The sequence below is a fragment of the Mobilicoccus massiliensis genome, assembly GCF_000826525.2.
Lineage (GTDB): Bacteria > Actinomycetota > Actinomycetes > Actinomycetales > Dermatophilaceae > Mobilicoccus > Mobilicoccus massiliensis.
Genome location: NZ_LN651322.1, coordinates 24,170 through 50,862 on the forward strand (window position 1 = coordinate 24,170; position 26,693 = coordinate 50,862).

The following is a 26,693-nucleotide window of genomic DNA, read 5'->3' on the forward strand; positions in this document are numbered from 1 at the left end:
GTCGGAAAACGGTCGAGTGGTGACCGGTCTTTGTTGCGTGAGCCTCGCGATCACCGGCGCGCGAGGAGGCGATGCCGGCGCCGCGGGGCTCGCTGGGAGAGAAGCGACGTTCGGATCTGCGGCCGAGCGGGCCCGCGGGCCGGGTGGCTCCGTGCAAGTGACACGCGCACCGGAGACGGCGTCGAGACACTGTGCACGCCGTACGCAGGGTGCATGGTGCGCCTCGAGCGTGTGCCGATGACCGTCGGCGTGCACAGTGCGCTTCGAGCGTGTGTCGATAACCGAGGACGTAGACGGATGCCGCGATACGCGCCGTGCGCGGGGCCCCGACAAGCGGCGTCGACCGGCCTGGGGGAGAGTGGCGGCATGACGACCAATCTCCTGTGGCCCGACACGCTCGACGCGCCCGAGTTCGACGGTGACATCAGGGTCACCGTCTATGACGCCGCCCGACCGCTGCCTCGATCCGTAGCGGACACAGACGTGTTCGTCGTCTGGGGCAGGCCGGGACGACTGCACCGCGAGGACGCCGAACTGCTGACGAACGTGCGCCTCATCCAGGGCTTCATGGCGGGCACCGACGAGCTGACCGCAGCCGGGTTCGGTGACGACGTCGTCATCTGTTCGGGGGTCGGGCTGCACGACGCCACCGTCTCGGAGCACACCCTCGCACTCGTCCTCGCCCTCGTGCGGAGGCTGCCCGCCTGCCTCGAGGCGCAGCGCACCCACACGTGGCGGCACGACTTCGCCGGCCACCAGCCGCTGCATCCCCAGGGGCCGATCACGACATTGCTCGATGCGAACGTTCTGATCTGGGGCTTCGGCAGCATCGCCCAGACACTCGCGCCCGTGCTCGCCTCCCTCGGGGCGCGAGTGCGCGGTGTCGCGCGCACTGCCGGAACGCGGGCAGGATTCGAGGTCGTCACCGACGCCGACCTCGCGACCGCGCTGCCGGAGACCGACGTCCTCATCTCGATCCTTCCTGGCGGTGACGCGACGCGTCACACCATCGACGCCGACCGGCTCGCCCTCCTGCCCGAGCACGCGTACCTCGTCAACGTCGGCCGCGGATCGGTGCTCGACGAGGAGGCGCTCATCGAGGCGCTGCGGGCCGGCACCCTTGGCGGTGCTGCCCTCGATGTCATGGAGACCGAGCCACTGCCGCAGGACTCACCGCTGTGGGATGCGCCGAACATCATCCTCACCCCGCACTGCGCCGGCGGGCGACCCGTCGGATACGCCGACCTGGTACGCGACAACCTCGCCGCCTTGAACGGAGACGGTGAGTTCCGTAACCGGGTCTGACGCATCTCCGCTCGAACAGGCGGTTTTCACCGCGTCTGTCGGCGCATAACGCAGGCTCGTGGGGTGGAACCGCCTGTCTGAGGTCTCGTGTTCGGTGGCCGTGGAGTGGAACCGCCTGTTCGAGCGCCGGGTCAGGCCGTCTGATCCCGCTCAGACAGGCGTTTTCACCGCGTCTGTCGGCGCATAACGCGGGCTCGCGGGGTGGAACCGCCTGTCTGAGGTCTCGTGTTCGGTGGCCGTGGAGTGGAACCGCCTGTCCGAGCGCCGGGCGAGGTCACCTGATCCCGCTCAGACAGGCGCTTTCATCGCGTCTGTCGGCGCATTGCGCGGGCTCGTGGGGTGGAACCGCCTGTTCTGTCTGAGGTCTCGTGTTCGGTGGCCGTGGAGTGGAACCGCCTGTCCGAGCGCCGGGCGAGGTCACCTGATCCCGCTCAGACAGGCGCTTTCATCGCGTCTGTCGGCGCATTGCGCGGGCTCGTGGGGTGGAACCGCCTGTTTGAGCGTGGGAGGGGCTGGCTCGTGGGGTGGGACCGCCTGTTTGAGCGTGCGTTCGTGTGGGTTGACGTCCGGCACTCGCGACGTCGTCCTGCCCCCGCTCAGGCGGGCACGAGACGGCCGACTCCCGCGAGCGCGCGGTCACGTGTGGGCTGAAGAGCCTCCGAGAGCGCGAGGCGCATGAGTGCCCGCGAGACCGGTGGCAAGACGCGTGCGGGCGGGAGGCGGCGGGCCTCGTAGCGCGCGAGTGCCGACGTCAGCGGACGACGGGAGAGCTCACCGGCCAGCACATGAGCGTCGATCATCGCCTCGCACGCACCTCGACCGAGGTTGGGCGTCATCGCGTGGGCGGAGTCGCCGATGAGCACCGCCCGCCCGTGCACGAGCCGATGCATTCGTGGTGTCTCGTAGATGCGCTGGGCGAGAACGGATTCCGGAGTCGCGCGCGCGAGCACGTCCTGCACGGCGGCTGCCCGGTCCGGTCTGCCACCGAACACGCGCCTGGCCTCGGCGAGGGCCTCACCGACATCGACCTCGACCGACCGCCGCCAGGGGTCGCCACCGGCCGAGCCAGGCAGAGACCCGAGTGTGCTGACGTGCGTCGTGAACCAGTACGTCGAGTCCCGCGGCGCCTCGACCACACCGGCGAGGTCACCCCGGCCCCAGTACTCCCCGTTCTCCGGCGGTGGCCCGGGCAGGATCCCTCGCAGCGCCAGCCAGGGGGTGAGCCGTGGACGCAGGTGCTCACCGAACGCCGACCGGCGGACGGCGCTGCGAACCCCGTCGGCTCCGACGACGAGGTCGGCCGGCAGGTCCACGGGGTCGTCGACGCGCTCGTCCACCCGCCGCACGGAGTCGGGTACTACCGCCTCGAGCAGGTCGATGAGGTCTGGTCGCAGCACGAGGGTCATCGGCAGGTCGCGCGCCGCGATCAGCGGTCGACCCGTGCCGTCGCGGAGCGCCCCCGAGGTGGGTTCGGCGGCGAAGGCACGCGCCCGGTCGCCCGCGCCCACCGCGTCGAGCACGCGCCATGCCGCCGGCCACAGGCCCAGAGCCGAACCGGCCTCTCGCCGCTCGGGTCGCTCCTCGTGCAGGGTGACGTCGAAGCGGTCGGGGTCGAGCAACGCCGCGAGGGTGAGCCCCGCGATGCTCCCGCCGACGATCGCGACGCGCGTCTTCATCACGGGGCCTCACCGGTGACCCGGGACATCACGACACCGCCGGTCGTCATCGCGGCGAACGCGTCGAGCACCGGGATCCACGTGGCCCGCAATTCCGTCTCCCGGGCGCCCACCTGAGCCAAGGCGACGTCTCGCCGGGCAGCGGCCGCGGGGTCGCGGTCAGCGTCCACCGAGCCACCCCACCGCGTGACGATCTCGGCGCCCACCTCCGGGTGGCACTGCACCCCCCACGCTCGGTGCCCGTACCGCACCGCCTGGATGCCACCACGTGGGTCGCGCGCGAGCACCACCGCCCCCGGAGGGGGATCGACGACGAGGTCGCCGTTCCAATGGACGGCGGCAGCATCGGCCGGCAGATGCCGCAGCAGGTCGTCATCCTCGCCGGCCTCGGTTCGTCCGACCGGCACGACACCCCACATGGGACCGAGCGGGGAACGTGTCACCGTGCCACCGAGCGCGACCGCGCCGAGCTGGTGCCCCAGGCAGATGAGCAACGTCGGCACCTCACGGCGCACCGCCGCGGCGATGAGGGTTTTCGTCGGAGCGAGCCACGCGTGCGAGTCGTCGTCGTTCGCGCCCATCTCTCCGCCGAGAACCACCAGGCCGGTGAATCCGTCGAGTTCACCGGGGGTCGGGATCTCGTCACCGGCATACGGGCGCACGATGCGCACCTCCATGCCGGGACGGGCGACGAGCCCGGGTGGGGCGTCCTTCTCGTGTTCGATGACGCAGACGGTCATCTCGCCTCCTCGTGACGGACCGCAGCGATGACGCCGATCGAATCACACCTCGCGCTCGCTCGTGACGACTCCGCGAGTGCGCCCGCCGATACGGTGATCTCGTCGAGAAGCAGGCGTGCATCCCGCGCGCCGACAGGGCGAACCGCAGGGGGAGTGCCATGGACATCCGACTCACCGACCCGGCCACGTTCGGCCGGGGCCCACATCGAGATCGCCGGCCATCAGTGACGCGTGCGAAGGGCGACGAACGTCCTGCCGCCCAGGATCATCGAGGAGACGACGATCGTTCCGATGCCGCCGAGCATTCCGGGGACGCGACCGACGAGAGCCCCGAGCAGAACCCCGCAGACCGGCCGAAGCGTTGAGGCCGGTTCGACTCGGGGGCCCGGTTCACCCGGTGGGCGCAGGCGTCGAGGCGACGAGCGCAGCGTAGGCGTCGAACACGGGATTCCACGACGCGGAGATCGCGTCGAGGTGAGGCATGGCACGTTCGACGGAGGCGAGGGCCGCCTCGTCCAGGAGAGGGTGAAGGGGCCTGGCCTCGACGCAGGCCGCCACCGCAGCGGCTCCGAGTTCAGGGTGTCCCTGCAGGCCCCACGCGCCGGGACCGAAGCGCGCAGCCTGCGCCTGTCCCTCGGTGTCCACGGCGAGAACCTCTGCGCCCACGGGGAGGTCGGTCAGCGACAGGTAGCTGAACTCCAGCCACTGCGCCTCGGGCGCCATGTGGCGGAACAACGGATCGTCAGCGCCCTGCGCGGTGCGCCTCAGCATGTGCAGCCCCGGCGTGACGGCGGAGGTCGGCCACCCAGGCCGCGCGCCGAGGGCGACGGCGAGCAGATGAGCGCCGCCGCCGATACCGAGCGTCGGCACCTCACGCGCGACGGCCGTGGCGAGGAAGGCGCCGACACGGCCGTAAGGCAGAACGCGATCGTCGTAGGGGCTGACGGGGCCTCCGACGACGGCGACTCCAGAGGGGAGTGATGTCGGGAACTCGACGTCGGGCGTGATCTCGAGGAGGGTGACCGCGACGCCGTGAATCCGTAACCGGTCGAGGAGACCCGTGGGCTCAGGGGCTCCGAACAAGGCGACGAGACACTTGGACACCTGTCCAGGTTACTGAACCGTCACCAGGCCGTGGGCATCGGCCCGGGACGCGGCGTCGCCGCATCCCGGCCCGAGGCAGCGGGTATGCCTGCAGCTCAGACGCGTACGGCCCCGGAGCGCACCGAGGAGAGGAACGTCTCGATGCGCCCGACGGCCTCGGCGAGCTCGTCCTCGTGGGGGAGGGTGACGATGCGGAAGTGGTCGGGGTGCGGCCAGTTGAGGCCCGTGCCCTGCACGACGAGAACCTTCTGCGCCTTGAGCAGTTCGAGGGTGAAGGCCTCGTCGTCGGCGATCGGGTACACCTTCGGGTCGAGCCGTGGGAACGCGTACAGCGCGCCCTTGGGCATCGTGCACGAGACGCCGGGAATGCTGTTGAGCATCTCGACGGTGACGTCACGCTGACGAGCCAGCCGCCCGGTGGGCATGACGAGATCCTCGATGCTCTGTCGCCCGCCGAGCGCGGTCGCGATGGCGTGCTGGCTGGGGTGGTTGGCGCACAGCCGCATGTTGGAGAGGATCTCGATGCCGTCGATGTAGTCGCGCGCGTGTTCCGTGGGCCCGGAGATGACGAGCCACCCGCTGCGGAACCCCGCCACCCGGTAGGACTTCGACAGCCCGTTGTAGGTGAGGCACAGCAGATCCGGAGCGAGGCTCGCGGTGGGAACGTGCGTGGCGCCGTCGTAGAGGATCTTGTCGTAGATCTCGTCGCTCATGAGGATGAGCTGGTGCTTGCGCGCGAGCTCGACCATTCCTTCGAGCACCTCGCGTGGGTACACGGCGCCCGTGGGGTTGTTCGGGTTGATGATGACCATCGCTCGTGTCGAGTCGGTGATCTTCGACTCGATGTCGGCGAGATCGGGTGCCCAGTCGGCCTGTTCGTCGCAGAGGTAGTGCACGGGCTTGCCGCCGGCGAGCGAGACCGTCGCCGTCCAGAGCGGGTAGTCGGGGGCCGGGATGAGCACCTCGTCGCCGTTGTCGAGCAGCGCCTGCAGAGTCATCGTGATGAGCTCGCTCACGCCGTTGCCGAGGTAGACGTCCTCGACGTCGAAACCCTCGACGCCGCGCTCCTCGTAGTACTGCACGATCGCGCGCCGCGCCGAGAGAATGCCCTTGCTCTCGGAGTACCCCACCGACGCCGGGAGCTGGCGACGCATGTCGACGAGGATCCCCTCCGGCGCCTCGAACCCGAACGGCCCGGGGTTGCCGATGTTGAGCTTGATGATGCGGTGCCCCTCGTCCTCCATGCGCTTGGCCTCGGCCGGAACGGGGCCGCGGATGGCGTAGTGGATGTCGGCGAGCTTGCGGGACTGGGAGACCGGGCGCATTTCGACATGATGGCACTCGCGGCGACGGGGGTGGGGGAGGTGTCCGCGCGACGTGACGTCGGTCTCGGCCGTGAGGGGGTGACACACCCCCGCCCGAGGGGTCTCACCGGCGTCCACCAGCGAGTTCGGTGCAACTGCTTGGGTCGGGGCCGGCCCCGTCGATAGGGCATGCGGAGCGTGACGGGCGGCGGAGGAGGGGCCGCCGCCCGTCACGCGCCTTGGTCTGCGGGCCCGTGACGTGTCTCCGGGAGCAGACCGGCCCGGAACGCGGTGAGGCGCAGCCCTGCTCGGACTCCCCGGACGCACTGACGGCCGCCACCTTCTGCCTCGCGTGTGCGGTGCCGATCCTCTTCGGACGTCTCTAAGACGAAATGACGGCTGTCTCGGCGCCCGAAGGTGCCGGAAACGACGGCTGTCTCGGGGGTTTCGGTGATTCGCGAGAGGGACCGCGACAGGCGGGGCATGACATTCGTCATCCCGCTCGTCTGAAGAGTGCAGCCGCATCGATGCCCGGACTCATCCTGAGCTGCGGCGATCGGCGTCCAGCATGGAGACATGACCACGCCACTGCTTCGCGCCACAGATCTTCGCCGCCGCTACGGCCACCCGACGACCGGATTCGAGGCCGTACGTGGCATCGACCTCGAGGTGGGGGCGGGCGAGTTCTTCGCCCTCCTCGGCACCAACGGCGCCGGCAAGACCTCGACGATGGAGTTGCTCGAGGGTATCGCCCGACCGTCCGGGGGCACCGTACAGATCGCCGGCCTCGACCCGTACGCCGACCGCCGCGTCCTGCGGCCTCACCTCGGCATCGTTCTGCAGCAGGCCGGGTTCTCGGGCGACCTCACCGTGCTCGAGACCGCGCGGATGTGGGCCGGGACGATGGCCGCGCCGCGCCCCGTCGAGGAGGCGCTCGCAGTGGTCGACGTGCTCGACCGCCGTAGCGTCCCCGTCCAGAGCCTGTCCGGCGGTGAACGTCGTCGCCTCGACCTCGCACTCGCGATCATGGGCCGGCCGCGACTGCTCTTCCTCGACGAGCCGACCACGGGCCTCGACCCCGAGAGTCGCCGCCGCGCCTGGGACGTGCTCTCCGGTCTGCTCGACGAGGGCACCGCGATCGTCCTCACGACGCACTACCTCGAGGAGGCCGAGCGCCTCGCCGACCGCATCGCGATCATGCACGAAGGCAGGATCGCCGCCGCGGGCACGCCGGCAGAGATCGTCGCAGACCGGCCCGCACGAATCTCCTTCCGCACGACCGAGATTGCGCTGCCGCGTTTTGCCGGGGTGACCGTCAGCGTCGAAGCGGGCCGCACCGAGCTGCAGACCGTCGACCTGCAGCGGACGTTGAGGGAGCTGCTCGCCTGGGCCGGCGACGACGTCGAACTCATCGACCTGCGCGCGTCGGCCGCCTCGCTCGAGCAGACCTTCCTCGACATCGCCGGCGCGTCCGACGTTCCCGCCGCCGCCTGACCAGTCACCCACGAATGGAGAAGCCGATGACCACTCCGACCACCGCCCGCACCTCCGACGCCGGCGCCCTGCCGACCATCACCCCTGCCCGGCGCTTCACCCAGGCCCGCGCCCTCGCGATCGGAGAGTTGCGCCTGCTCGGCCGCAACAAGGTCGCGCTGATCAACACCCTGCTCATGCCGGGGTTGCTCGTCCTGTTCTTCGCCAACCTCCCGGTGGCCGAGAACCTCGGATTCGGTGTCGTCGCACCGATCTTCATCCTCGGGATGGCGCTCGTCTTCGTCGTCTACTACACGCTGGTGACCGCGCTCGTCGCGCGCCGCGAGGCCTACGTGCTGCAGCGCCTGCGCACCGGAGAGGCCTCCGATGCGACGATCCTCGCCGGTCTCTCGATGCCGTTCGCGCTCATCACCGCTGCTCAGACCGTGCTGTGCGTCCTCGGTGCCGCCCTGTTCCTCGGCGTGGGCATGCCGACCAACCTCGCTCTCATCGCCGTCGCGATCGTGCTCGGCTCGCTCGTGTGGACCCTGCTCGGCATCGCCTCCACGGCCATCACCCGCAGCGTCGAGCACGCCCAGATCACGACGATGCCGCTGATCTTCGTGCCGCTGCTGTTCTCGGGCATCTCGTTTCCGCTCGCGCTGCTGCCCGAGTGGGGGCGGCTGCTCGCCTCGCTCACGCCGCTGCACCCGGTGGTCTCGCTGATGCGCCTCGGGATGGCGGGCATCGATGTCGACGGTCGCAGCCTCACCGTCGGAGAGACGTTCACCCACGCTCTCCCGCCGACGCTGGTGCTGATCGCGTGGACCGTTCTCGGGGTCTGGCTGGTGCGTCGCCACCTGCGCTGGGAGCCGCGCCGGTGATCCCGGCCGGTCGAACCTGCGGCGACCCGGCCCCCACCGGCCCACGAGGCACCATGGATGACATGCCGACCACGCCCGGTTCCGGGTCCACCGCCACCGCCGCGCCCACCGATGATCCGATGGACTCGGCCGAAGGCGGGCGCTTCGCCACGGCTGCGATTCCCCGCACCGAACAGGAGCTTCGCCGTTTCGAGGCGTACTGCCGCTGGTCGATGCACATCCTGTTCGTCGCCGTCGCGGGGATCATGGCGGTGACGGGGGCGCTCGGCGGTCTGGTCGCCGCCGACGAGCCGGGCCCGTTCCACGGCTGGGGTGTGGCGTTCTGGATCGTCGCGACTCCGGTGGCGGTGGGTTGGGTCCTCCTGGGCGCGGTCATCACGGATCTGCTGTGCCGGGAGCGCATGCCGTCACGACGTCTCGTGCGCTGGTTCTTCGTCCTCGCGCCGTGCGTCATCATCGCCTTCGCGCTCCTGGCGACCGACGACGTCGTCCGCAACGGAGCCGGGTCGGCGATGGCCTTGGGGCCGGCGCCGTTCGGGTTCACCGGCATGGTCGCTCTGATGTTCTGGCCGCGCGGCCGGGTGCTCGCGGCGGCGGCCTGTGGGGCGGCCGTGCTCGTCGGGCTCTACGCGTTCGGTCCGAACCACCTGTCTCCGGCGTCGACGTTCGCGCTGCTCGCCGTCGTGTTCTGGGCGTGCTTCTTCCTGCTTCCCGCGGGTGTGATCACGCAGTGGATGATCGGCGTCGCACGCAGACTGTGGCGGTCGCGGGAGGTCGCGGCCGATCTCGCCGTCGCCGAGGAGCGGTTGCGCTTCTCACGGGATCTGCACGACGTGTTCGGACGCACCCTGTCGACCGTCGCCGTCAAGAGCGAGCTCGCCGCCGAACTCGCGCGGCGTGGCGACGAACGGGCGGTCGAGGAGATGCTCGCCGTGCGCAAGCTGGCCCACCACGCGCTCTCCGACGTGCGCGGCGTCGTCCGCGGATACCGTCGCGTCGACCTCGCCGACGAGATCGCCGGAGCGCGAGGGCTACTGCGGACCGCGGGGATCCGAGCGGCGGTGACCGACCCGGACACCCTCGAGGCCGCCGCTGCCGGTCTCTCGGATCGGGTGATCGACGCCCTCGCGTGGACCGTGCGCGAAGGCGTGACGAACGTCCTGCGCCACGGCCGGGCGACGACCGCAGAACTGGCGCTCACCCGCACTCCGACGCACGTCGAACTCGTCATCGAGAACGATGTGCCTCGCCGCCTGGCCTCCACGACGAGCGATGGATCGGGGCTCGCCGGCCTGCGCGAACGCCTCCGCGCCGTCGGCGGCACGCTCACGGCCGGTCCGGTCGCCGACGGCTACCGGTTGGTGGCGTCGGTTCCTCGCGCCACGTGACCCCTGGAGTGCGAGCCGTCCGCCTCGGCGTGGCAGTCGGGGAACCCTCTGCGGCAGGTAGCCTCGCGGGAGACACGAGGAGGTGGCGATGATCCGGTTGCTGTTGGCCGACGACGAGACGCTCTTTCGAGACGCCCTGGGCACCTTGCTCGGGCTGCAGGACGATCTCGACGTGATCGCGCAGGCCGCCTCGGGGCCGGAGGCGATCGCCATGGCCCGAGCTCACCGGATCGACGTCGCGGTGCTCGACCTGCAGATGCCGGGGGCCGACGGGATCGCCGTCGCCGAGACCCTGCTCGCGTCGACGCCGCCGGTGGCGTGCCTCATCGTCACGAGCCACGGACGCCCGGGCTATCTCAAGAGGGCGCTCGAACTCGGCGTGCGGGGATTCCTGCCCAAGACGGCCTCGGCCGGGGTGCTCGCCGAGGCGATCCGCGCCGTGCACTCCGGAGCCCGGTACGTCGATCCCGAGCTCGCCGCCGACGCCATCGCGGCCGGCGCGAACCCCCTGTCGGCCCGGGAGGCCGACGTGCTCGAGCTCGCGGCCCAGGGCGCGCCGGTCGACGAGATCGCGGCCCGCGCCCACCTCTCACCGGGCACCGTGCGCAACTACCTCTCCGCCGCGGTGGCCAAGACCGGCGCCGCCAACCGCCACGAGGCCGTACATCTCGCCCGCGACCGCGGGTGGATCTGAGGCCACGTCCTCGATCACACCCGGGCCACGCGAATGCCCCGCCCTCCACCGAGGAGGACGGGGCATTCGCGTACCGGGAGTGACCGCGATCAGCGCGCGACCGGCTCCGGTTCCGGCTGACCGGGAATGGTCTCCTCGCCGCCCTTCTTGATGGCGTGGCCCGTGAGCAGGCCGACCATGAAGAGGCCGATCGAGAGAGCGCCGAGCCCGAAGAGCACGTCACCGGGGGTGCGCATCCAGCGGATCACCGTGAGCGCCGGGGTGTAGAGGAACTCCCAGCTCCGGGCGTACCACAGACCCTCGGAGATGCTGGCGTACGCCTGGGCGAGGCCGAGGGGCAGCAGGCTGAAGATCGCCATCGCGAACAGGCCGCCGTTGAGGCCCCAGAAGCCGAGCTTGATCGGCCAGTCGTTCCACTCCTTGCCCGGCATGAGGCTGCGCACGCAGAAGAGCATGAGGCCGATGCCGAGCATGCCGTACACACCGAACAGGGCGGTGTGGCCGTGCAGCGGGGTGAGGTTGAGGCCCTGGACGTAGAACAGGGAGATCGGCGGGTTGATGAGGAACCCGAACACGCCGGCGCCGAGGGCGTTCCAGAACGACACCGAGATGAAGAAGTAGATCGCCCACTTGTAGCCGGCCACCCACTCGCTGACGCGCAGGATGCGCAGGTTGCGGAAGGCCTCGAAGCCCATGAGGGCCAGCGGCACGACCTCGAGCGCGCTGAACGTCGCGCTCCACGCCATGACCGGGTCGTTGCCACCGGTGAAGTACAGGTGGTGGCCGGTGCCGATGATGCCGCCGAGCAGGAAGATCGTCGTGGAGGCGATCGTCGCGGTGGCGGCCATCGCCGGCCGCACCAGACCGAGGCGGCTGAAGAGGAACGCGATGACGACCGTGGCGAAGACCTCGAAGAAGCCCTCGACCCACAGGTGGACGACCCACCAGCGCCAGTACTCGGTGATCGACAGGTGCGTGTCGTGGCCCATGCCGAACGCGGCGCCGAAGAACGAGGCGATCGCGAAGCAGCTCATGAGGAGCATGGCCACGAGCGTGCGCTGCGAGCCGCCCGCGAGCGGAGCGTTCTGCGTCGGGGAGAGCTTGCCGCCCTTGGCGCGCGCCAGGGCGGGGGCCATGCCGCGCCACATGAGGAAGAACCACAGGAACAGGCCGATGATGAGGCCGATCTGCCACGTGCGGGCGAGGTCGAGGTACTCCATGCCCGTCGTGCCGAGCCACCACGAGAGCGTGGTGCCGTAGCCCATCATCCCCTTGATCGAGAGCCACTGGCCGATCATCGTGCCGGCGACGACGACGATGAGCGCGACGAACAGCACGTTGACGCCGAGCCGCTGGTACTTGGGCTCCCGGCCACCGACGGCGGGGGTGACGTACAGGCCGGTCGCGAGCCAGGCGGTCGCGATCCACAGGATGCCGAGCTCGGTGTGCCAGGTGCGCAACACCGCGTACGGGAGGATCTGGTCGATCGGAATGCCGTAGAGCGTGCTGCCCTCGACGCCGTAGTGCGCCGTGAGGATGCCGACGGCGATCTGCAGCACGAACAGGGCTCCGACGACGAAGAAGTACTTGAGCGTCGCCTTCTGCGAGGGGGTGGCCTCGTAGCCGAGCAGCGGGTCGTTCTTGGGCGGGTCGTTGGTGACCTCGTCGTGGTCGGCCTGGAAGTTGTGGTACCAGACCATGCCCGCGATGCCGGCGAGCAGGATGATGATGCTGATGACGCTCCACAGGATGTTCGTGGGCGTGGGCACGTTGTCGATCAGCGGCTCGTGCGGCCAGTTGCGCGTGTAGGTCGCGTCGTCACCGGGGGCGTTCGTCGAGGCCGCCCAGCTGCTCCACCAGAAGAAGGTGTTCATCTTCTGCATGGCCTCGGGGTCGGTGACCGCGCCTCGCGGGATCGCGTACTTCTCGTGGCCGTTCGCGAAGATCTCCGCGTAGTGGGCCGAGTTCGCCTCGAACGCCGCCGCACGCACCGGGTCGAGGGTGACGGTGCCGGTGGCGGGGTCGTAGGTGTTGGTGCGGAAGGCGTACTTGAGCTTGGCCTGGAGTGCGCCCTGCTGTTCGGGGGACGCCTGGTCGTAGCTCGGGACGCCCATCTGCTTGGCGTACTCGTCGAGCACGAACATGGCCTCGCGGTGCAGCCAGTCGGCGGTCCAGTCGGGCGCCACGTAGGCACCGTGACCCCAGACGGAGCCGATCTGCTGTCCGCCGATCGACTGCCAGACGCGCTGGCCATCCATGACGGCGTCGCCCTCGGCGATGACCTGGCCGTTGGTGTCGACGACCTTGGTGGGAATCGGAGGCTTGGCCTCGTTGATCTGCAGGCCCATCCACAGCAGGACGGCGAACGAGGCGACGACTACGGTGGCCAGGGCGATCCACCAACGTCGATCGGTGGACCGCCGGGCGTCCGGCGGGGGTGGCGCGGCGTCGGGCCGGGCCGAGAGCGTGGAGGACACGGGCACTCCTTTTTTCACGAAGCTGACCGTGTAAAAGTACGCCCACCCCACAGCGTGGAGCGAGTTTGATGCCCGTCGAACCGTATGATTCACGTCACATCGTAGCGAAAGCTCCCTGGTAATGGGCGAATTCGCCGCTCCGGTGGGGCTCGTTCGTGTCCCCGCTCACCCCAGTTCGGCGACGGAGGCCGGTCCGGTGAAACTCCCGGTGACGCCTACCGGGGTGCCGGCCTCGTAGAGACGCTCGCCGCCGGTGGGGTCGACCGCACGCGGCTGCAGGGTGCCGTCGGCGATCTGCTCGGCCCAGTGGCACGCGACCTTGTGTGGGCGCCTCGCGTCGCCGGCCCCGCCTGCGGGCTCCCCGGGACGGTCGATGACCCGCAACTCGGGACGCTCGGAGTCGCATCGCGTCTCCTGCCGCCACGGGCAGCGGGTGTGGAACCGGCATCCGGTGGGCGGGTTCGCGGGGCTCGGCAGGTCGCCGGCGAGGATGACGCGCTCGCGACGGTCCTCCACGCTCGGGTCGGGCACGGGCACGGCCGACATGAGGGCCCTGGTGTAGGGGTGCAGGGGGTCGGCGTAGAGGGCGTCGGCGTCGGCCTCCTCGACGAGCCCGCCGAGGTACATCACCCCGACGACGTCGCTGATGTGACGGACGACGGCGAGGTCGTGCGCGACGACGAGGTAGGTGAGGCCGAACTCCTCCTGCAGATCCTCGAGGAGGTTGACGACCTGCGCCTGCACCGAGACGTCGAGTGCCGAGACCGGCTCGTCGGCGACGATGAGCTTCGGGTTCACCGAGAGGGCCCGGGCGATGCCGATGCGCTGGCGCTGACCGCCGGAGAACTCGTGCGGGTACTTCTTCAGTGCGGCGACGGGCAGGCCGACGGCGGTGAGCAGTTCGCGCAGTCGGGTGTTCGCGGCGGCCTTGTCCCTCACCAGCCCGTGGGCCTGCATGCCCTCGAGCAGCAGCGACTCGATCGACTGGCGTGGGTCGAGGCTGGAGAGCGGATCCTGGAACACCATCTGCATGTCCTGCCGACGTCGGCGCAGCGTCTCGCCCTTGAGCGAGGCGACGTCGACGCCGTCGAAGTGGACGCTGCCGGCGGTGGGCTCCTCCAACTGGAGCAGCGCGCGGCCGAACGTCGACTTGCCGCAACCCGATTCGCCGACCAGACCGTAGGTCTCGCCGCGGCGGATCTGCATGTCGATGCCGTCGACGGCGTAGACGTACCCGATCGTGCGGTCGAAGATCACGCCCCGCTTGATGGGGAAGTGGACCTTGAGGCCGCGGACGTCGACGAGCACGTCGTCGCCGCTATCCGAGGCCGGTGTGGTCGCATCCGTCGGGTGGTTCTCGGGGCGCGGGGTGGCAGCGGTGCTCATCGCGTCTCCTCGCTGTCGTGGGAGTGGGGCTCGACGCCGTTCGCATCGGCATCGGCATCAGGCTCGACCCCCGCAGTGACACCGTGACCGTCGCCGTCGACCGGCCCGTCCTCGTTCTCGCGGAACGGCACCGGGTTGTGACAGCGCAGTGCCCGCGGTACCGGGCCGCGTGACGGCTCGTCGACGAGCTCGGGAGTGCGCTCTCGGCAGATCTCGATCGGCTGTGAGCACCGGGGCGCGAAGGCGCAGGCCGAGTCCCAGGGGAGGTTGTCGGCGACCGATCCGGGCACCGGGTCGAGGCGCTGCCCGCGGGGAGCGTCGAGGCGCGGGATCGAGGCGAGCAGCCCGTTGGTGTAGGGATGCCGTGGGGAGGCGAAGAGCTCGTGTCGGTCGGCACGTTCGACGATGCGCCCCCCGTAGAGCACGTTGACGCGATCGCAGAGCCCGGCGACGACGCCGAGGTCGTGGGTGATCATGATGAGTGCCGTGCCGGATTCCTCGACGAGTTCGCGCAGAAGCGTGAGGATCTGCGCCTGGATCGTCACGTCGAGCGCCGTCGTGGGCTCGTCGGCGATGAGCAGACGCGGCTCGCACGCCAGGGCCATGGCGATGAGCGCTCGTTGACGCATGCCGCCGGAGAGCTGGTGCGGGTACTCCTTGAGGCGACGCTGAGGGTCGGGGATGCCGACCTTCTTGAGCAGGTCGGCGGCGATGGGCATGGCCGCGGAGCGCTTCATCCCTCGGTGGCGTTCGATGACCTCGGTGACCTGCAGCCCGATCGGCACGACGGGATTGAGCGAGCTCAGGGGGTCCTGGAAGATCATCGCGACATCGCGGCCGCGGCGGTCGCGCATCTGGGCGTCGGAGAGCGTGAGCAGGTCGGTGCCGTCGAAGTCGACGGTGCCGCTCACCCGGTTGCCGCGGTGGGGGAGCAACCCCATGATCGCGAGCGAGGTGACCGACTTGCCGCAGCCGGATTCGCCGACCAGGCCGACGGTCTGGCCGGGCTGGACGTCGAAGCTCACGTGATCGACCGCGGTGAACGGCTCCTGGCCCGAGCGCGTGAACTGCACCGTGAGGTCCTTGACCTGCAGGAGGGGACCCTCGCCGCGGGCGTGCCGGCGTCGGGTGTCGGGCCCGGTGTCGGGGCGGTCGTCGGTGGTCGGGGTGTGTGCCGGCATGTCTTATCGCCTCGTCTTCGGGTCGAGGGCCTCGCGGAGCGACTCGCCCATGAACGTGAACCCCAGCGCGACGACGATGATGCACGCCGCCGGGTAGAACGCGAGGTGTGGGTGGCCGGCGAGGTACTGCTGCGACGCGCCGAGCATCTGCCCCCACTCCGGGGTGCGGTCGTCGGGGCTGCCGAGACCGAGGAAGCTCAGGGCCGCCGCGTCGATGATCGCGACGGCGAGCACGAGCGTGGCCTGCACGATGACCGGCCCGAGGGCGTTGGGCAGCATGTGCCGGAACACGATCGGGGCCTTCTTGACGCCGAGCGCTCTGGCGGCCAGCACGTGGTCGCTGTGCCGCTGGGCCATCATCGAGCCTCGCAGCAACCGCGCGAACACGGGGATCTGCACGACGGCGATCGCGATGATGACCGTGAGCTGGCTGGGGTTGGCGAAGATCGCCGCGATCGAGAACGCCATGAGCAGGCTGGGGATCGAGAGCATGACGTCGACGATGCGCATGACGAGCGCGTCGACCCAGCCGCCGAAGGCGCCCGCGAGCGTGCCGAGAATGAGCCCGCCGGTGAGGCCGCCGAGGGTGGCGAACACGCCGACGAACAGGGTCTGCCTGCTGCCGACGAGGAGGCGCGAGAGCAGGTCGCGGCCGAACCAGTCGGCACCGAGCGGGAACCCGTCCTGCGCGCGGGGGATGGGGTTGGTCTGCTGGCGGATCTGCGATTCGAGGAGCCGCGCGGCGGGGTCGTGCGGCGCGATCCACGGAGAGACGAGTGCGAGCAGGACGAACACGATCGTGATCGCCGCGCCGATGAGGAACAGCGGGTTGCGTCGCAGCCGGCTCCACGCGCTCGCGAGCAGACTGACGCCCTCGCCGCCGGAGACGTGACCGGCGTCCGCCACCGCCGTGGGTGCGGTGCCCCTCCCGGTCGTCCCGGCCTTCTCACCACCGGGCCCGGCGCTCGAGCGCGTTGCCGTGGAACGGGCCAGCCGATCGATGCGGTCCTTCTTGGGGTTGTTCATCGGGCCGTCCTCACGCGTGGGTCGATGACCGCGTACAGCAGGTCGACGATCAGGTTGACGAGGACGTACACGGCCGCGGCGCCCATGATGAGGAGCTGCAGCATCGCGTAGTCCCGCATCTCGAACGAGCGGGCCAACGCGTCGCCGATCCCGGGGAACGAGAACACCTTCTCGGTGAGCACCGCGCCGGCGAGCAGCGCGCCGATCTGCAGGCCGATGGTCGTGACGACCGGCAGCATCGCGTTGCGCAGCACGTGGCGGTTGCGGATCGTGCCCTGCGTGAGGCCCTTGGACTCGGCGGTGCGCACGTAGTCCTCGTCCATGACGTCGAGGACGCTCGCGCGGGTGATGCGGAAGATCACGGCGAAGGGGATCGAGGAGAGCGCGACCGCGGGCAGGATGAGGTGCTTGAAGGCGTCCCAGGCCGCGTCCCACTCGCGGGTCATCAACCCGTCGAGGACGAAGAAGCCGGTGATGCGGGTCGCGTCCAGCGTCGTCGCCTGGCGTCCCGAGGCGGGCAGCCATCCGAGCTCGACGGCGAAGATGAACTTGAGCAGGAACGCGAGGAAGAACACCGGCACCGCCACGCCGACCAGCGAGAGCAGCACCCCGCCGATGTCGAGCGGACGTCCGCGGTGCCGCGCCGCGAGGTAGCCGGCAGGCACGCCGACGGCGACGGCGAGGATGATCGCGAAGATCGACAGCTCGATCGTGGCGGGAAAGCGCTGGAGGAAGATGGCCATGACCTCCCGCCCGGGCAGGACGCCGGTCGAGACGCCGAAGTCTCCGGAGAGGGCGCGCTGCAGGAATCGCAGGTATTGCACCCACAGTGGTTGATCCATGCCGAGCGCGGCCTCGAGCTGCGCCCGGCTCTCGGGCGTCGCGCGCTCGCCGAGCAGCGCCGACACCGGGCCGCCGGGCAACGAGCGCAGCCACGCGAACAACAACAGCGAGAGGACGAGGACGACCAGCACCATCTGTGCGAGTCGTTGGACGATGTACCGGAGCACGAGCAGACCTTCCGGGTCTCACCCGACGGGCCCGGCCGTGGTGTGGCCGGGCCCGTCGGGTAGGCGTTGATCAGTTCGACGGCAGGGTGACCTGGTCGAACTTCTCGTCGGTCAGCGGGCTCGCGGTCACGCCGCCGACGCCCTTGGCGAGGACGAGGGCGGGCGGGCTGTGGCTGATCGGCACGGCCGGCAGGTACTCCTGCACGATCTTGGCGTTGAGGTCCTCGTAGGCCGCGTTGCGCTGGGCCTCGTCGACCATGCCGTCGGCCTTCTTGAGGTCCTGCGACAACTGCTCGCCCCAGGGGTACATGCCGGTGTTGAAACGGTTCTTCGTGTCACCGAAGAACGTGCCGATGAAGTTGTCGGGCGTGTTGTAGTCGCCCGTCCAGCCGAGGAGGAACGCCCCTGCCTGACCGGCGTCGACACCGTCGAGGTATCCGCCGTTCCACGGCTTGGTGGTGGTCTTGACCTTGATGCCGACCTTCTGCAGATCGCTGCTCATCGCCTCGTAGAGACGCTGCGGGGCCGGCATGTAGGGACGGGTCACCTCGGAGGGGTACCAGAAGTTGAGCGTCATGTTCTCGGCGCCGGCCTCCTTGAGCAGGCTCTTGGCCTTCTCCGGGTCGTACGGCGCGACCTGCAGCTGCTTGTTGTATCCGGCGACCGTGTCGGGCATGAACTGCGTCGCCGCGGTGGCGCCCTCGGGCAGCTGGGTCTTGACGATCTGGTCGCGGTTGATGGCCATCTGGATGGCCTGGCGCACCTTGAGATCCTTGAGCTCGGGGTTGGCCTTGGGGTTGAGGCCGAGGTAGAGGAGGTTGAAGGCGGGGCGGACCATGACCTCGTTGCCGCCGTCCTTGAGCGCCTGCCAGTCGACGGGGTTGGGCAGGTCGTAGCCCTGGATGCTGCCGGCCTGCAGTTCCTGCCGGCGGGTGCTCTCGTCGGGGATGATCTTGAAGACGACCTTGGCGACCTTGGCCTTGTCGCCGTAGTAGTCGTCGTTGCGCACGAGGGTGACCGTGCCGTTGGCCTGGTCGTAGCTCTCGAACTTCAGGGGGCCGGTGCCGGTCGGGTGCTTCTGGGCGTACTCGGAGAAGACGAAGCCCTCGCCCTGCGCCTTGACGTCGTTGGCCTTGTACTGCTCCATCGCCGTCGGACTCTGCATCGAGAACGAGGGCAGGCCGAGCAGCGCCGGAAACTTGGAGGTGACGCGGGTGAGCGCGACGTCGACCGTCTTGGGGTCCTTGACCGTGCACGACTTGTAGAGGCTGGGCTCCTTGCCGTCCTTGAACCCGCCGAAGTTGTCGGTCCAGTACTGCGAGACGGCGGCGGTGGCCCCGGGGCCGGTCTGGCCGTACATGCGCTCGAAGTTCTTGCACACGGCGTCGGCGTCGAACGCGGTGCCGTCGTGGAACTTCACGCCCTCCCGCAGGGTGAAGGTCCAGGTCAGCCCGTCGGCGCTGGGCTTCCACTCCGTGGCGAGATCGGGCGCGACCTCGGCGGTACCGTCCTTGAACCCGACGAGGCCCTGGAAGATCTGGCGGCTGACGCGGAAGGTCTCGCCGTCGGTCGCGTAGAAGGGGTCGAGAGTCTTGGGCGCACCGGCCGCTCCGAACGTGAACGTGCCGCCTCCGCCGCCCCCACCCCCGCCCCCGGAGGAGTCGCGCTCCGATTTGGCGCAGGCGCCGAGGGACAGGACGAGTACCGATGCGAGCGCCAGCGTTGCCGTCGACCGGGTTCTGTTCATGTGGGGACAGAACCCGGTCGACGGCAACGCAGGCGCCGAGGGACAGGACGAGTACCGATGCGAGCGCCAGCGTTGCCGTCGACCGGGTTCTGTTCATGTGGGGTCGGCCTTTCTCTGGGGCGGTCACGTTCGGGGTGAGACGCTCCGCCGAGGGGATGGCCGAGACAGTACTGGTCGAGTGGGGGTCAAAGTGATCTACGACACGACCAAATTTTGGACACACCCGTGGATCAGGGGGCGCCCTAAGGCCGTCGTCCCGGTCGAATCACCGACGGGCGCCGCCAATTCTCGTGCGCCACATCGGGGCTCGCGTGTCCTACTGCTGGACGTACTCGATGAGCTGGTCGCGCTCGTCCTCGAGGAGGGCCATGCGGGCCTTGACGATGTCGCCGATGCTGACGATCGCGACGAGCTCGTCGTCCTCGACGACGGGCACGTGGCGGAACCGGTGCCGGGTCATGAGCTCGGCCATCTCGACGACGGTCTGCTTGGGCGTGCACGTGACGACCTCGGTGGTCATGAGTGAGCGGACCTCGGCGTCGAGCACCTCGCCGCCCTGCTGCGGGAGGGCACGCACGATGTCGCGTTCACTGACGATGCCCTCGATGTGACGGCCGTCGCCGGAGACGACGACCGCGCCGATCCTGTGCTCGGCGAGGAGGCGGGTGAGTTCGGCGACCGTGGCGGTGGGAGCGGCCGTGACGACGTCGCTGCCCTTGGAGCGGATGATGTCGGCGATCAACATGACACAACGTTAGTCGGCGAACGGCGTTCGCGGCGTCAGGAGATGTGCCCGAGTTGGTCACGTCGCCTGCCGCCGGCGCGAGCCGCCGGGGCGAGAAGGGCTCAGGCGGAGGCGATCTCGGGGCTCGTCTCCTGTGCGACCTCGTTCAGGTCGCTGCTGATGCGCATCCCGTAGAACGAGCGGTAGACGAAGTAGGCGCTGACGACGAAGAAGACGAACGCCATGACGTGGGTCAGGGTCGTACTGCCCTGCTGCTGGGCGATCTGCACCGCGAGTTCGACGGCGAGCAACCCGAAGAGGGTCGTGAACTTGATGACCGGGTTGAGGGCGACCGAGCTCGTGTCCTTGTACGGGTCTCCGACCGTGTCGCCGACGATCGTCGCGTCGTGCAGGGCCGAGCCCTTGGCGTGGAGGTCGACCTCGACGATCTTCTTCGCGTTGTCCCAGGCGCCACCGGCGTTGGCCATGAAGATCGCCTGGTAGAGGCCGATGATCGCGATCGAGATGAGGTAGCCGATGAAGAAGAACGGCTCGACGAACGCGAACGCCAGGGTCGAGAAGAAGATCCCGAGGAACATGTTGAGCATGCCCTTCTGGGCGTACTGCGTGCAGATCTCGACGACCTTGCGGCTGTCCTCGACGCTGGCCTTGGTGACGCCGTCGAGGCGGATGTTCTCGCGGATGAACTCCACCGCGCGGTAGGCGCCGGTGGTGACCGCCTGGATGCTCGCGCCGGTGAACCAGTAGATGACCGCGCCACCGGTGACGAGGCCGAGCAGGAACGGCGGGTGCATGAGCGAGAGGTTGATCATCTGCGTCGGCTCACCGCCGGTGAGGGCCATGATGATCGAGAAGATCATCGTCGTCGCCCCCACGACGGCGGTGCCGATGAGCACGGGCTTGGCCGTGGCCTTGAACGTGTTGCCGGCGCCGTCGTTGTCCTCGAGCAGCAGCTTGGCGCGCTCCCACTGCGGGTCGATGCCGTACCGGGTGCGCAGCTCCTCGTCGATGCCGTTCACCTCCTCGATGACCGACAGTTCGTACACGCTCTGCGCGTTGTCGGTGACCGGGCCGTAGGAGTCCACGGCGATCGTCACCGGTCCCATGCCGAGGAAGCCGAAGGCGACGAGGCCGAACGCGAACACCGCCGGCGCGAGCATGAGCGCGCCGAGGCCGAGGCCGCTGATGCCGTACGCGACGCCCATGAGGGCGATGATCGCCATGCCGAGCCAGTACGCCGAGAAATTGCCCGCGACGAGGCCGGAGAGGATGTCGAGGCTCGCCCCTCCCTGGCGGGAGCTGATGACGACCTCGCGCACGTGCCGGCTGTGCGTGGAGGTGAACGCCTTGACCAGTTCGGGGATGAGCGCGCCGGCGAGCGTGCCGCAGCTGACGATCGTCGACAGCTTCCACCACAGCGACCCGTCGCCCAGATCGCCGATGACGAGGTAGGAGGTCACGTACGTGAGCACGATGCACAGCATCGAGGTGAGCCACACGAGTGCCGTGAGCGGAACCTCGAAGTCCATCTCGTCGCGGTGGCCGTACGTGCGATGCGCCATCACGTCGTTACCGGCGTAGCTCAGGCCGGAGGCGAGCACCATGACGGCGCGGACGACGAAGATCCATACGAGGAGCTGCACCTGCAGGGCCGGGTCGTGCACGGCGAGCAGGATGAAGGTGATAAGTGCGACGCCCGTGACGCCGTAGGTCTCGAAGCCGTCGGCCGACGGGCCAACGGAGTCGCCCGCGTTGTCGCCGGTGCAATCGGCGATGACGCCGGGGTTGCGGGCGTCGTCCTCCTTGATCTTGAAGACGATCTTCATGAGGTCGGAACCGATGTCGGCGATCTTGGTGAAGATTCCGCCCGCGATGCGCAGGGCCGAGGCGCCGAGGGACTCGCCGATGGCGAAGCCGATGAAGCACGCACCGGCGATCTCGCCGGGCAGGAACAGCAGGATGACGAGCATCATCAGCAGCTCGACGCTGATGAGGACCATGCCGATGCTCATGCCCGACTTCATCGGGATGGCGTAGACGGGGTAGGGCCTGCCGGCCAGCGACGCGAACGCGGTGCGCGAGTTGGCGAACGTGTTGACGCGGATGCCGAACCACGCGACCCCGTAGCTGCCGGCCATGCCGATGAGGCTGAACAGCAGCACGATCGCGACCTTGCCGAGGTCGAAGCGCATGAGGAAGTAGAAGTAGACGAAGATCACCGCGGCGATGAAGACCCACAGCAGGACGAGGAACCGGCCCTGTTGGACGAGGTAGGCCTTGCACGTGCTGTAGATGAGCTCCGACATCTCCCGCATCGACGGGTGGACCGGCATGCGCTTGAGCTGCCGGAAGGTGACGAACCCGAAGACGAGGCCGAGGGCGCAGACGACCAGCCCGAGGTAGAGCAGGACGTGCCCGTCGAGGCCGCCGACGAACCTCACCGACGAGAGGTCGGGCAGCTCTAGATCGGCCTCACCCGCAGCGGGGTGACCGGGAACGAGGACGGGTGACGATGCGGCGAGGATGGGGAACACGGCGGGGTCCTGTTCTTGCGGCACGATCAGGTCGGTCGAGACGTCCTCGGCCGGCCGCCCTTCCATCGGACTCCCGTGTGCGCGCACGAGCCTGGGCCCAAGGTCCCCGGAATCGAACACACCTTCGCGGGTTCCATCGGATCCGCCCGATGCTCCCCGACGAGACGGGCATGATGCTGCGATGACCGAGCCGGACCCGGACGCGACCCACATCGAGCAGTCGCCGCGCGAGGCGGTCGACGTGGTGGCCGCCGCTCTCGTCGACTCGCTCGACCGGCCCACGAGCGTGCTGGCCGCCAGGCGGACGAAGCCCGCGGCGCTCGCGGGCCGGTGGGAGTTGCCCGGCGGCAAGGTGGATCCCGGCGAGACGCGGCTGGAGGCGCTGCACCGCGAACTCGCCGAGGAACTCGGCGTCCGGGTCGAGGTGGGAGAGCGGTTGACGGGGCCGCTGCCCGGCGGGGAGTGGGAGCTGACGCCGCCCTACCGGATGACGGTGTGGCTCGCCCGTGTGGCGGACGGGATCCCTACTCCGCTGCAGGATCACGACGACCTGCGCACACTCGATGCGGCCTCGTTGGGGTCGGTGCCGTGGCTCGAGACGAACGCGGCGATCGTCGCTCGTCTCGCCGAGAAATTCGCTGCCGTGGAATCCGACCGCTGAGGGCGCGAGTCCGCGTGTCGATCGAGAGCGATCCGGAATGTGAGACCTCAAGCATCTCGGAATGAACATTCGGTTTCTCCCGAGGGGCCTGGAGGGCTGTGCGCTCACCGTCGACCTGCTCTGCGACCTGTCGGCAGGGTGGCGAAGTTCGTTGCGCGGCAATCCTCATCGCAGCGAACCGACGGGGAGCGCTCACGCCGTCACGCCGATGGGTGCACTGGTGAGGCCGGTGAGGGTTGCCCTCGCGGCTCTCCCGTTCCGGCGTGCGGGAACGTAGCCTACCGGCGGCTCGGCCGGCGAGACCCGGCACGGCCGCCCCTCGCCCCCTGTTCGAAGGACCGCCATGCGCAGCCTCGCCTCGTCAGCAACCCGAATCGGTGCCGCCGCAGGGGTGGCCCTCCTCCTCGCCACCACGTCTGCCGGCCTCGCGGCGGAAGCGTCGCCGCCCGCGGGCAAGCCGGGTGGGCAGGCGGAGCGGTACATCGGGCGCAGCGCCTCGGCTCACTCCTGGTACTCCGGCGCCTGGACGGGCGGGTACCTGAGCGGCACCCGTGCGAAGCGGTGGGGTGCCTGGCGCGGAACCGTGTCCGATGCCGCGCTCACCTACCCCGAGCGGGGGACGTGGCAGAAGATCGCCGGATCCACGTGGCACATCGACACCTTCAAGAACTTCCGCGGCGTCCTCGTCTACGGCATGCCGCTGCTCCCGTCCGACGGCAGCAGCAGCCTGGCGGACGTGGCCGCAGGCAAGCACGACGCCGTCTTCCGCAAGGTGGCCCGCGACCTGCAGCGTCGGAATCGAGGCCGTTCGATCGTTCGCATCGGTTGGGAGGGCAACGGCCACTGGTACGCCTGGAGCGCCGACGCCTCCAACGCCGCGGACTACCGCCGCGCGTTCGCCCGGGTCAGCACGGTGATGAAGAAGTCCGCCCCCAAGCTCGTCATCGACTTCGACATCAACTGCGGTTCGCCGCTGCGGGGCGGGAGCAACCGGTTGGACGCGCTGACCAAGCTCTACCCCGGTGACCGCTACGTCGACCTCATCGGCTGCGACGTCTACGACTGGCACACCACGGGTGCGACCAACTCGAGCGAGTGGCGCCAGGCCCTGCAGCCCGAGAACGCGCCCGGCCTGGCCGATGTCGCCGCCTTCGCCCGCAAGCGCGGCAAGGGTCTGTCGGTGCCCGAATGGGGTCTGGCCAAGACGGAGACCGGCGGCAACGGCGACAACCCCTTCTTCATCCGCAGCATGCGGTCGTTCTTCACGAGCAACGCGGACATTCTCGTGATGGAGGGCTACTTCAACGAACACGCCGAGTACATCAGGAACTCGTTGTGGTCCGAGAAGCCGCAGAATCCCAAGTCCGCGCAGGTGTACCGCAGCCTGTGGTGATCCCGCGCATGGTCGGAGCATCCCCTCACGCCTGAGAGAATGCGACACGTGCCTACGCAGAAGATGACCCGCGGTGACATCCGCAACGTCGCCATCGTCGCCCACGTCGACCACGGCAAGACCACCCTCGTCGACAAGATGCTCTGGCAGGGGGGCGCGTTCGGCGAACACCAGCACGTCGACGAACGCGCGATGGACTCCGGCGACCTCGAGCGTGAGAAGGGCATCACGATCCTCGCCAAGAACACGGCGATCCACTACAACGGCCCGTCGGCGTCGGAGTACCCGAACGGCGTGACCATCAACATCATCGACACGCCCGGCCACGCCGACTTCGGTGGCGAGGTCGAGCGCGGCCTGTCGATGGTCGACGGCGTCGTGCTGCTCGTCGACGCCTCCGAGGGGCCGCTGCCGCAGACGCGCTTCGTGCTGCGCAAGGCGCTCGCGGCCAAGATGCCGGTCGTGCTGTGCATCAACAAGGTCGACCGGCCCGACGCGCGCATCGCCGAGGTCGTCGACGAGGCGTACGAGCTGTTCATGGATCTCGACGCCGACGAGGAGCAGATCGAGTTCCCGATCGTCTACGCCTCGGCCAAGAACGGCCGCGCCTCCGTCGAACGCCCCGGCGACGGCGAGCTGCCCGACAGCCCCGACCTCGAGCCGCTGTTCAAGACGATCATGGAGACGATCCCCGCGCCGACGTACGAGGAGGGTGCGCCGCTGCAGGCGCACGTCACCAACCTCGACTCCTCGAACTTCCTCGGCCGTCTCGCGCTGCTGCGGGTCTTCAACGGCGAGATCCGCAAGGGTCAGCAGGTGTCGTGGTGCAAGAGCGACGGGTCGATAGAGCGGGTCAAGGTCACCGAGCTGCTCATGACCGAGGGCCTGGAGCGCAAGCCGCTGGAGACGGGCGCGGCGGGCCCGGGCGACATCATCGCCATCGCCGGCATCCCCGAGATCATGATCGGCGACACCATCGCCGACGCCGAGAACCCCGTCCCGCTGCCGGTGATCTCCATCGACGAGCCGGCGATCTCGATGACGATCGGTACGAACACCTCACCGATGGCCGGCAAGGTGCGCGGCTCGAAGGTGACCGCCCGGCTCGTCAAGGACCGGCTCGAGCGCGAGCTCATCGGCAACGTCTCGCTGCGCGTGCTGCCCACCGAGCGGCCCGACGCCTGGGAGGTGCAGGGGCGTGGCGAGCTCGCGCTCGCGATCCTCGTCGAGCAGATGCGCCGCGAGGGTTTCGAGCTCACCGTCGGCAAGCCGCAGGTCGTGACGAAGGAGATTGACGGCAAGGTCCACGAGCCGGTCGAGCAGTTGACGATCGACACCCCGGAGGAGCACCTCGGCGCGGTCACGCAGATCATGGCGGCGCGCAAGGGCCGCATGGAGCAGATGACGAACCACGGCACCGGCTGGGTGCGCATGGAGTTCAAGGTCCCCTCGCGCGGCCTCATCGGGTTCCGCACGGAGTTCCTCACCGAGACCCGCGGCGCGGGCATCGCCCACCACGTGTTCGACGGGTACGAGCCGTGGTTCGGGCCGATCTCGACGCGCCAGTCGGGCTCGCTCGTCGCCGACCGCACCGGGCCGGTCACCTCTTACGCGATGGTCAACCTGCAGGAGCGCGGCGTGCTGTTCGTCGAGCCCGGCACCGAGGTGTACGAGGGCATGATCGTCGGCGAGAACTCCCGCGCCGACGACATGGACGTCAACATCACCAAGGAGAAGAAGCTCACCAACGTGCGCGCCTCCTCGGCCGACAACTTCGAGAAGGTCATCCCGCCGCGCAAGCTCTCCCTCGAGCAGAGCCTCGAGTTCTGCCGCGAGGACGAGTGCGTCGAGGTGACTCCGGAGGCCGTGCGCATCCGCAAGGTCGACCTCGATCAGGTCGTGCGCGCCCGCAACGCGGCCCGCGTCCGGAGCGAGGCGAAGAAGGGCTGAGCTGTCGGCGCTCCG

20 protein-coding genes are annotated in these 26,693 nt (G+C 69.3%); 8 read left to right on the forward strand and 12 right to left on the reverse strand.

Annotated elements, in window-relative coordinates; translation table 11 throughout:
• The first annotated feature begins 366 nt into the window (after positions 1-366).
• Positions 367-1,305 (forward strand): NAD(P)-dependent oxidoreductase, encoded by a 939-nt coding sequence (locus BN1197_RS00260; RefSeq protein ID WP_040155196.1) that lies wholly within the window; start codon positions 367-369, stop codon positions 1,303-1,305.
• 596 nt (positions 1,306-1,901) lie between these two features.
• On the opposite strand, the gene BN1197_RS00265 is transcribed toward BN1197_RS00260, so the two are convergent.
• The 4 genes from BN1197_RS00265 to BN1197_RS00280 form a co-directional block, all read right to left on the reverse strand.
• Positions 1,902-2,981, reverse strand: coding sequence for an FAD-dependent monooxygenase (locus BN1197_RS00265; protein WP_040155206.1), 1,080 nt, complete (start codon positions 2,979-2,981; stop codon positions 1,902-1,904).
• On the reverse strand, positions 2,981-3,721 hold the full coding sequence (locus BN1197_RS00270) for a type 1 glutamine amidotransferase (RefSeq protein ID WP_052465791.1): 741 nt from the start codon (positions 3,719-3,721) through the stop codon (positions 2,981-2,983). Before BN1197_RS00270 ends, BN1197_RS00265 begins: the two co-directional genes overlap by 1 nt.
• Positions 3,722-4,111: 390 nt before the next feature.
• Positions 4,112-4,825: a type 1 glutamine amidotransferase gene (locus BN1197_RS00275; protein WP_052465792.1), complete on the reverse strand. Its 714-nt coding sequence runs from the start codon at positions 4,823-4,825 to the stop codon at positions 4,112-4,114.
• Between the two features lie 95 nt (positions 4,826-4,920).
• A complete protein-coding gene (locus BN1197_RS00280) occupies positions 4,921-6,150 on the reverse strand; it encodes a pyridoxal phosphate-dependent aminotransferase (protein WP_040155207.1) in 1,230 nt (409 codons plus the stop codon).
• A 555-nt stretch (positions 6,151-6,705) separates the two neighbouring features.
• Between BN1197_RS00280 and BN1197_RS00285 the strand changes: the two genes are divergently transcribed.
• From BN1197_RS00285 to BN1197_RS00300, 4 genes are all read left to right on the forward strand, one after another.
• Complete coding sequence (locus BN1197_RS00285) at positions 6,706-7,623, forward strand: ABC transporter ATP-binding protein (protein WP_040155208.1); 918 nt, start codon at positions 6,706-6,708, stop codon at positions 7,621-7,623.
• A 26-nt stretch (positions 7,624-7,649) separates the two neighbouring features.
• The gene (locus tag BN1197_RS00290; RefSeq protein ID WP_040155245.1) at positions 7,650-8,486 is read left to right on the forward strand and encodes an ABC transporter permease; all 837 of its coding nucleotides are present in this window, start codon (positions 7,650-7,652) and stop codon (positions 8,484-8,486) included.
• Between the two features lie 62 nt (positions 8,487-8,548).
• Positions 8,549-9,874: a histidine kinase gene (locus BN1197_RS00295; protein WP_176489681.1), complete on the forward strand. Its 1,326-nt coding sequence runs from the start codon at positions 8,549-8,551 to the stop codon at positions 9,872-9,874.
• Between the two features lie 88 nt (positions 9,875-9,962).
• Positions 9,963-10,568 (forward strand): response regulator transcription factor, encoded by a 606-nt coding sequence (locus tag BN1197_RS00300; RefSeq protein ID WP_040155209.1) that lies wholly within the window; start codon positions 9,963-9,965, stop codon positions 10,566-10,568.
• Between the two features lie 89 nt (positions 10,569-10,657).
• On the opposite strand, the gene BN1197_RS00305 is transcribed toward BN1197_RS00300, so the two are convergent.
• From BN1197_RS00305 to BN1197_RS00340, 8 genes are all read right to left on the reverse strand, one after another.
• The gene (locus BN1197_RS00305) at positions 10,658-13,045 is read right to left on the reverse strand and encodes a nitric-oxide reductase large subunit (RefSeq protein WP_082043481.1); all 2,388 of its coding nucleotides are present in this window, start codon (positions 13,043-13,045) and stop codon (positions 10,658-10,660) included.
• Between the two features lie 165 nt (positions 13,046-13,210).
• Positions 13,211-14,431: an ABC transporter ATP-binding protein gene (locus tag BN1197_RS00310; protein WP_040155211.1), complete on the reverse strand. Its 1,221-nt coding sequence runs from the start codon at positions 14,429-14,431 to the stop codon at positions 13,211-13,213.
• Positions 14,428-15,612: an ABC transporter ATP-binding protein gene (locus BN1197_RS00315; RefSeq protein WP_082043482.1), complete on the reverse strand. Its 1,185-nt coding sequence runs from the start codon at positions 15,610-15,612 to the stop codon at positions 14,428-14,430. Before BN1197_RS00315 ends, BN1197_RS00310 begins: the two co-directional genes overlap by 4 nt.
• A 3-nt stretch (positions 15,613-15,615) precedes the next feature.
• Complete coding sequence (locus tag BN1197_RS00320; protein WP_040155212.1) at positions 15,616-16,638, reverse strand: ABC transporter permease; 1,023 nt, start codon at positions 16,636-16,638, stop codon at positions 15,616-15,618.
• Positions 16,635-17,648 (reverse strand): ABC transporter permease, encoded by a 1,014-nt coding sequence (locus BN1197_RS00325; RefSeq protein ID WP_040155213.1) that lies wholly within the window; start codon positions 17,646-17,648, stop codon positions 16,635-16,637. Before BN1197_RS00325 ends, BN1197_RS00320 begins: the two co-directional genes overlap by 4 nt.
• 70 nt (positions 17,649-17,718) lie before the next feature.
• Entirely contained in the window at positions 17,719-19,395 is a 1,677-nt protein-coding gene (locus BN1197_RS00330; protein WP_040155214.1) for an ABC transporter substrate-binding protein, read from the reverse strand.
• Positions 19,396-19,711: 316 nt separating this feature from the next.
• The gene (locus tag BN1197_RS00335) at positions 19,712-20,140 is read right to left on the reverse strand and encodes a CBS domain-containing protein (RefSeq protein WP_040155215.1); all 429 of its coding nucleotides are present in this window, start codon (positions 20,138-20,140) and stop codon (positions 19,712-19,714) included.
• Positions 20,141-20,241: 101 nt separating this feature from the next.
• Positions 20,242-22,740, reverse strand: a complete 2,499-nt coding sequence (locus tag BN1197_RS00340) for a sodium-translocating pyrophosphatase (protein ID WP_082043483.1) — start codon at positions 22,738-22,740, stop codon at positions 20,242-20,244.
• A 115-nt stretch (positions 22,741-22,855) separates the two neighbouring features.
• On the opposite strand from BN1197_RS00340, the gene BN1197_RS00345 reads away from it, so the two are divergent.
• The 3 genes from BN1197_RS00345 (at position 22,856) to typA (ending at position 26,678) form a co-directional block, all read left to right on the forward strand.
• The gene (locus BN1197_RS00345; RefSeq protein ID WP_052465795.1) at positions 22,856-23,335 is read left to right on the forward strand and encodes a (deoxy)nucleoside triphosphate pyrophosphohydrolase; all 480 of its coding nucleotides are present in this window, start codon (positions 22,856-22,858) and stop codon (positions 23,333-23,335) included.
• Positions 23,336-23,678: 343 nt separating this feature from the next.
• Positions 23,679-24,728 carry a glycoside hydrolase family 26 protein gene (locus BN1197_RS00350; protein ID WP_141397149.1) on the forward strand — a complete coding sequence of 350 codons (1,050 nt, stop codon included), beginning with the start codon at positions 23,679-23,681 and terminating at the stop codon, positions 24,726-24,728.
• A gap of 63 nt (positions 24,729-24,791) precedes the next feature.
• On the forward strand, positions 24,792-26,678 hold the full coding sequence (gene typA / locus BN1197_RS00355) for a translational GTPase TypA (protein ID WP_390622692.1): 1,887 nt from the start codon (positions 24,792-24,794) through the stop codon (positions 26,676-26,678).
• Positions 26,679-26,693 lie beyond the last annotated feature (15 nt).

Excerpts from the sequence above, each read along its gene's own strand:
- BN1197_RS00260 (WP_040155196.1), top strand. The coding sequence starts at position 367 with ATGACGACCAATCTCCTGTGGCCCGACACGCTCGACGCGCCCGAGTTC.
- BN1197_RS00265 (WP_040155206.1), bottom strand. The coding sequence starts at position 2,981 with ATGAAGACGCGCGTCGCGATCGTCGGCGGGAGCATCGCGGGGCTCACC.
- BN1197_RS00270 (WP_052465791.1), bottom strand. The coding sequence starts at position 3,721 with ATGACCGTCTGCGTCATCGAACACGAGAAGGACGCCCCACCCGGGCTC.
- BN1197_RS00280 (WP_040155207.1), bottom strand. The coding sequence starts at position 6,150 with ATGCGCCCGGTCTCCCAGTCCCGCAAGCTCGCCGACATCCACTACGCC.
- BN1197_RS00285 (WP_040155208.1), top strand. The coding sequence starts at position 6,706 with ATGACCACGCCACTGCTTCGCGCCACAGATCTTCGCCGCCGCTACGGC.
- BN1197_RS00290 (WP_040155245.1), top strand. The coding sequence starts at position 7,650 with ATGACCACTCCGACCACCGCCCGCACCTCCGACGCCGGCGCCCTGCCG.
- BN1197_RS00295 (WP_176489681.1), top strand. The coding sequence starts at position 8,549 with ATGCCGACCACGCCCGGTTCCGGGTCCACCGCCACCGCCGCGCCCACC.
- BN1197_RS00300 (WP_040155209.1), top strand. The coding sequence starts at position 9,963 with ATGATCCGGTTGCTGTTGGCCGACGACGAGACGCTCTTTCGAGACGCC.
- BN1197_RS00310 (WP_040155211.1), bottom strand. The coding sequence starts at position 14,431 with ATGAGCACCGCTGCCACCCCGCGCCCCGAGAACCACCCGACGGATGCG.
- BN1197_RS00315 (WP_082043482.1), bottom strand. The coding sequence starts at position 15,612 with ATGCCGGCACACACCCCGACCACCGACGACCGCCCCGACACCGGGCCC.
- BN1197_RS00320 (WP_040155212.1), bottom strand. The coding sequence starts at position 16,638 with ATGAACAACCCCAAGAAGGACCGCATCGATCGGCTGGCCCGTTCCACG.
- BN1197_RS00330 (WP_040155214.1), bottom strand. The coding sequence starts at position 19,395 with ATGAACAGAACCCGGTCGACGGCAACGCTGGCGCTCGCATCGGTACTC.
- BN1197_RS00335 (WP_040155215.1), bottom strand. The coding sequence starts at position 20,140 with ATGTTGATCGCCGACATCATCCGCTCCAAGGGCAGCGACGTCGTCACG.
- BN1197_RS00340 (WP_082043483.1), bottom strand. The coding sequence starts at position 22,740 with ATGGAAGGGCGGCCGGCCGAGGACGTCTCGACCGACCTGATCGTGCCG.
- BN1197_RS00345 (WP_052465795.1), top strand. The coding sequence starts at position 22,856 with ATGACCGAGCCGGACCCGGACGCGACCCACATCGAGCAGTCGCCGCGC.
- BN1197_RS00350 (WP_141397149.1), top strand. The coding sequence starts at position 23,679 with ATGCGCAGCCTCGCCTCGTCAGCAACCCGAATCGGTGCCGCCGCAGGG.
- typA (WP_390622692.1), top strand. The coding sequence starts at position 24,792 with ATGACCCGCGGTGACATCCGCAACGTCGCCATCGTCGCCCACGTCGAC.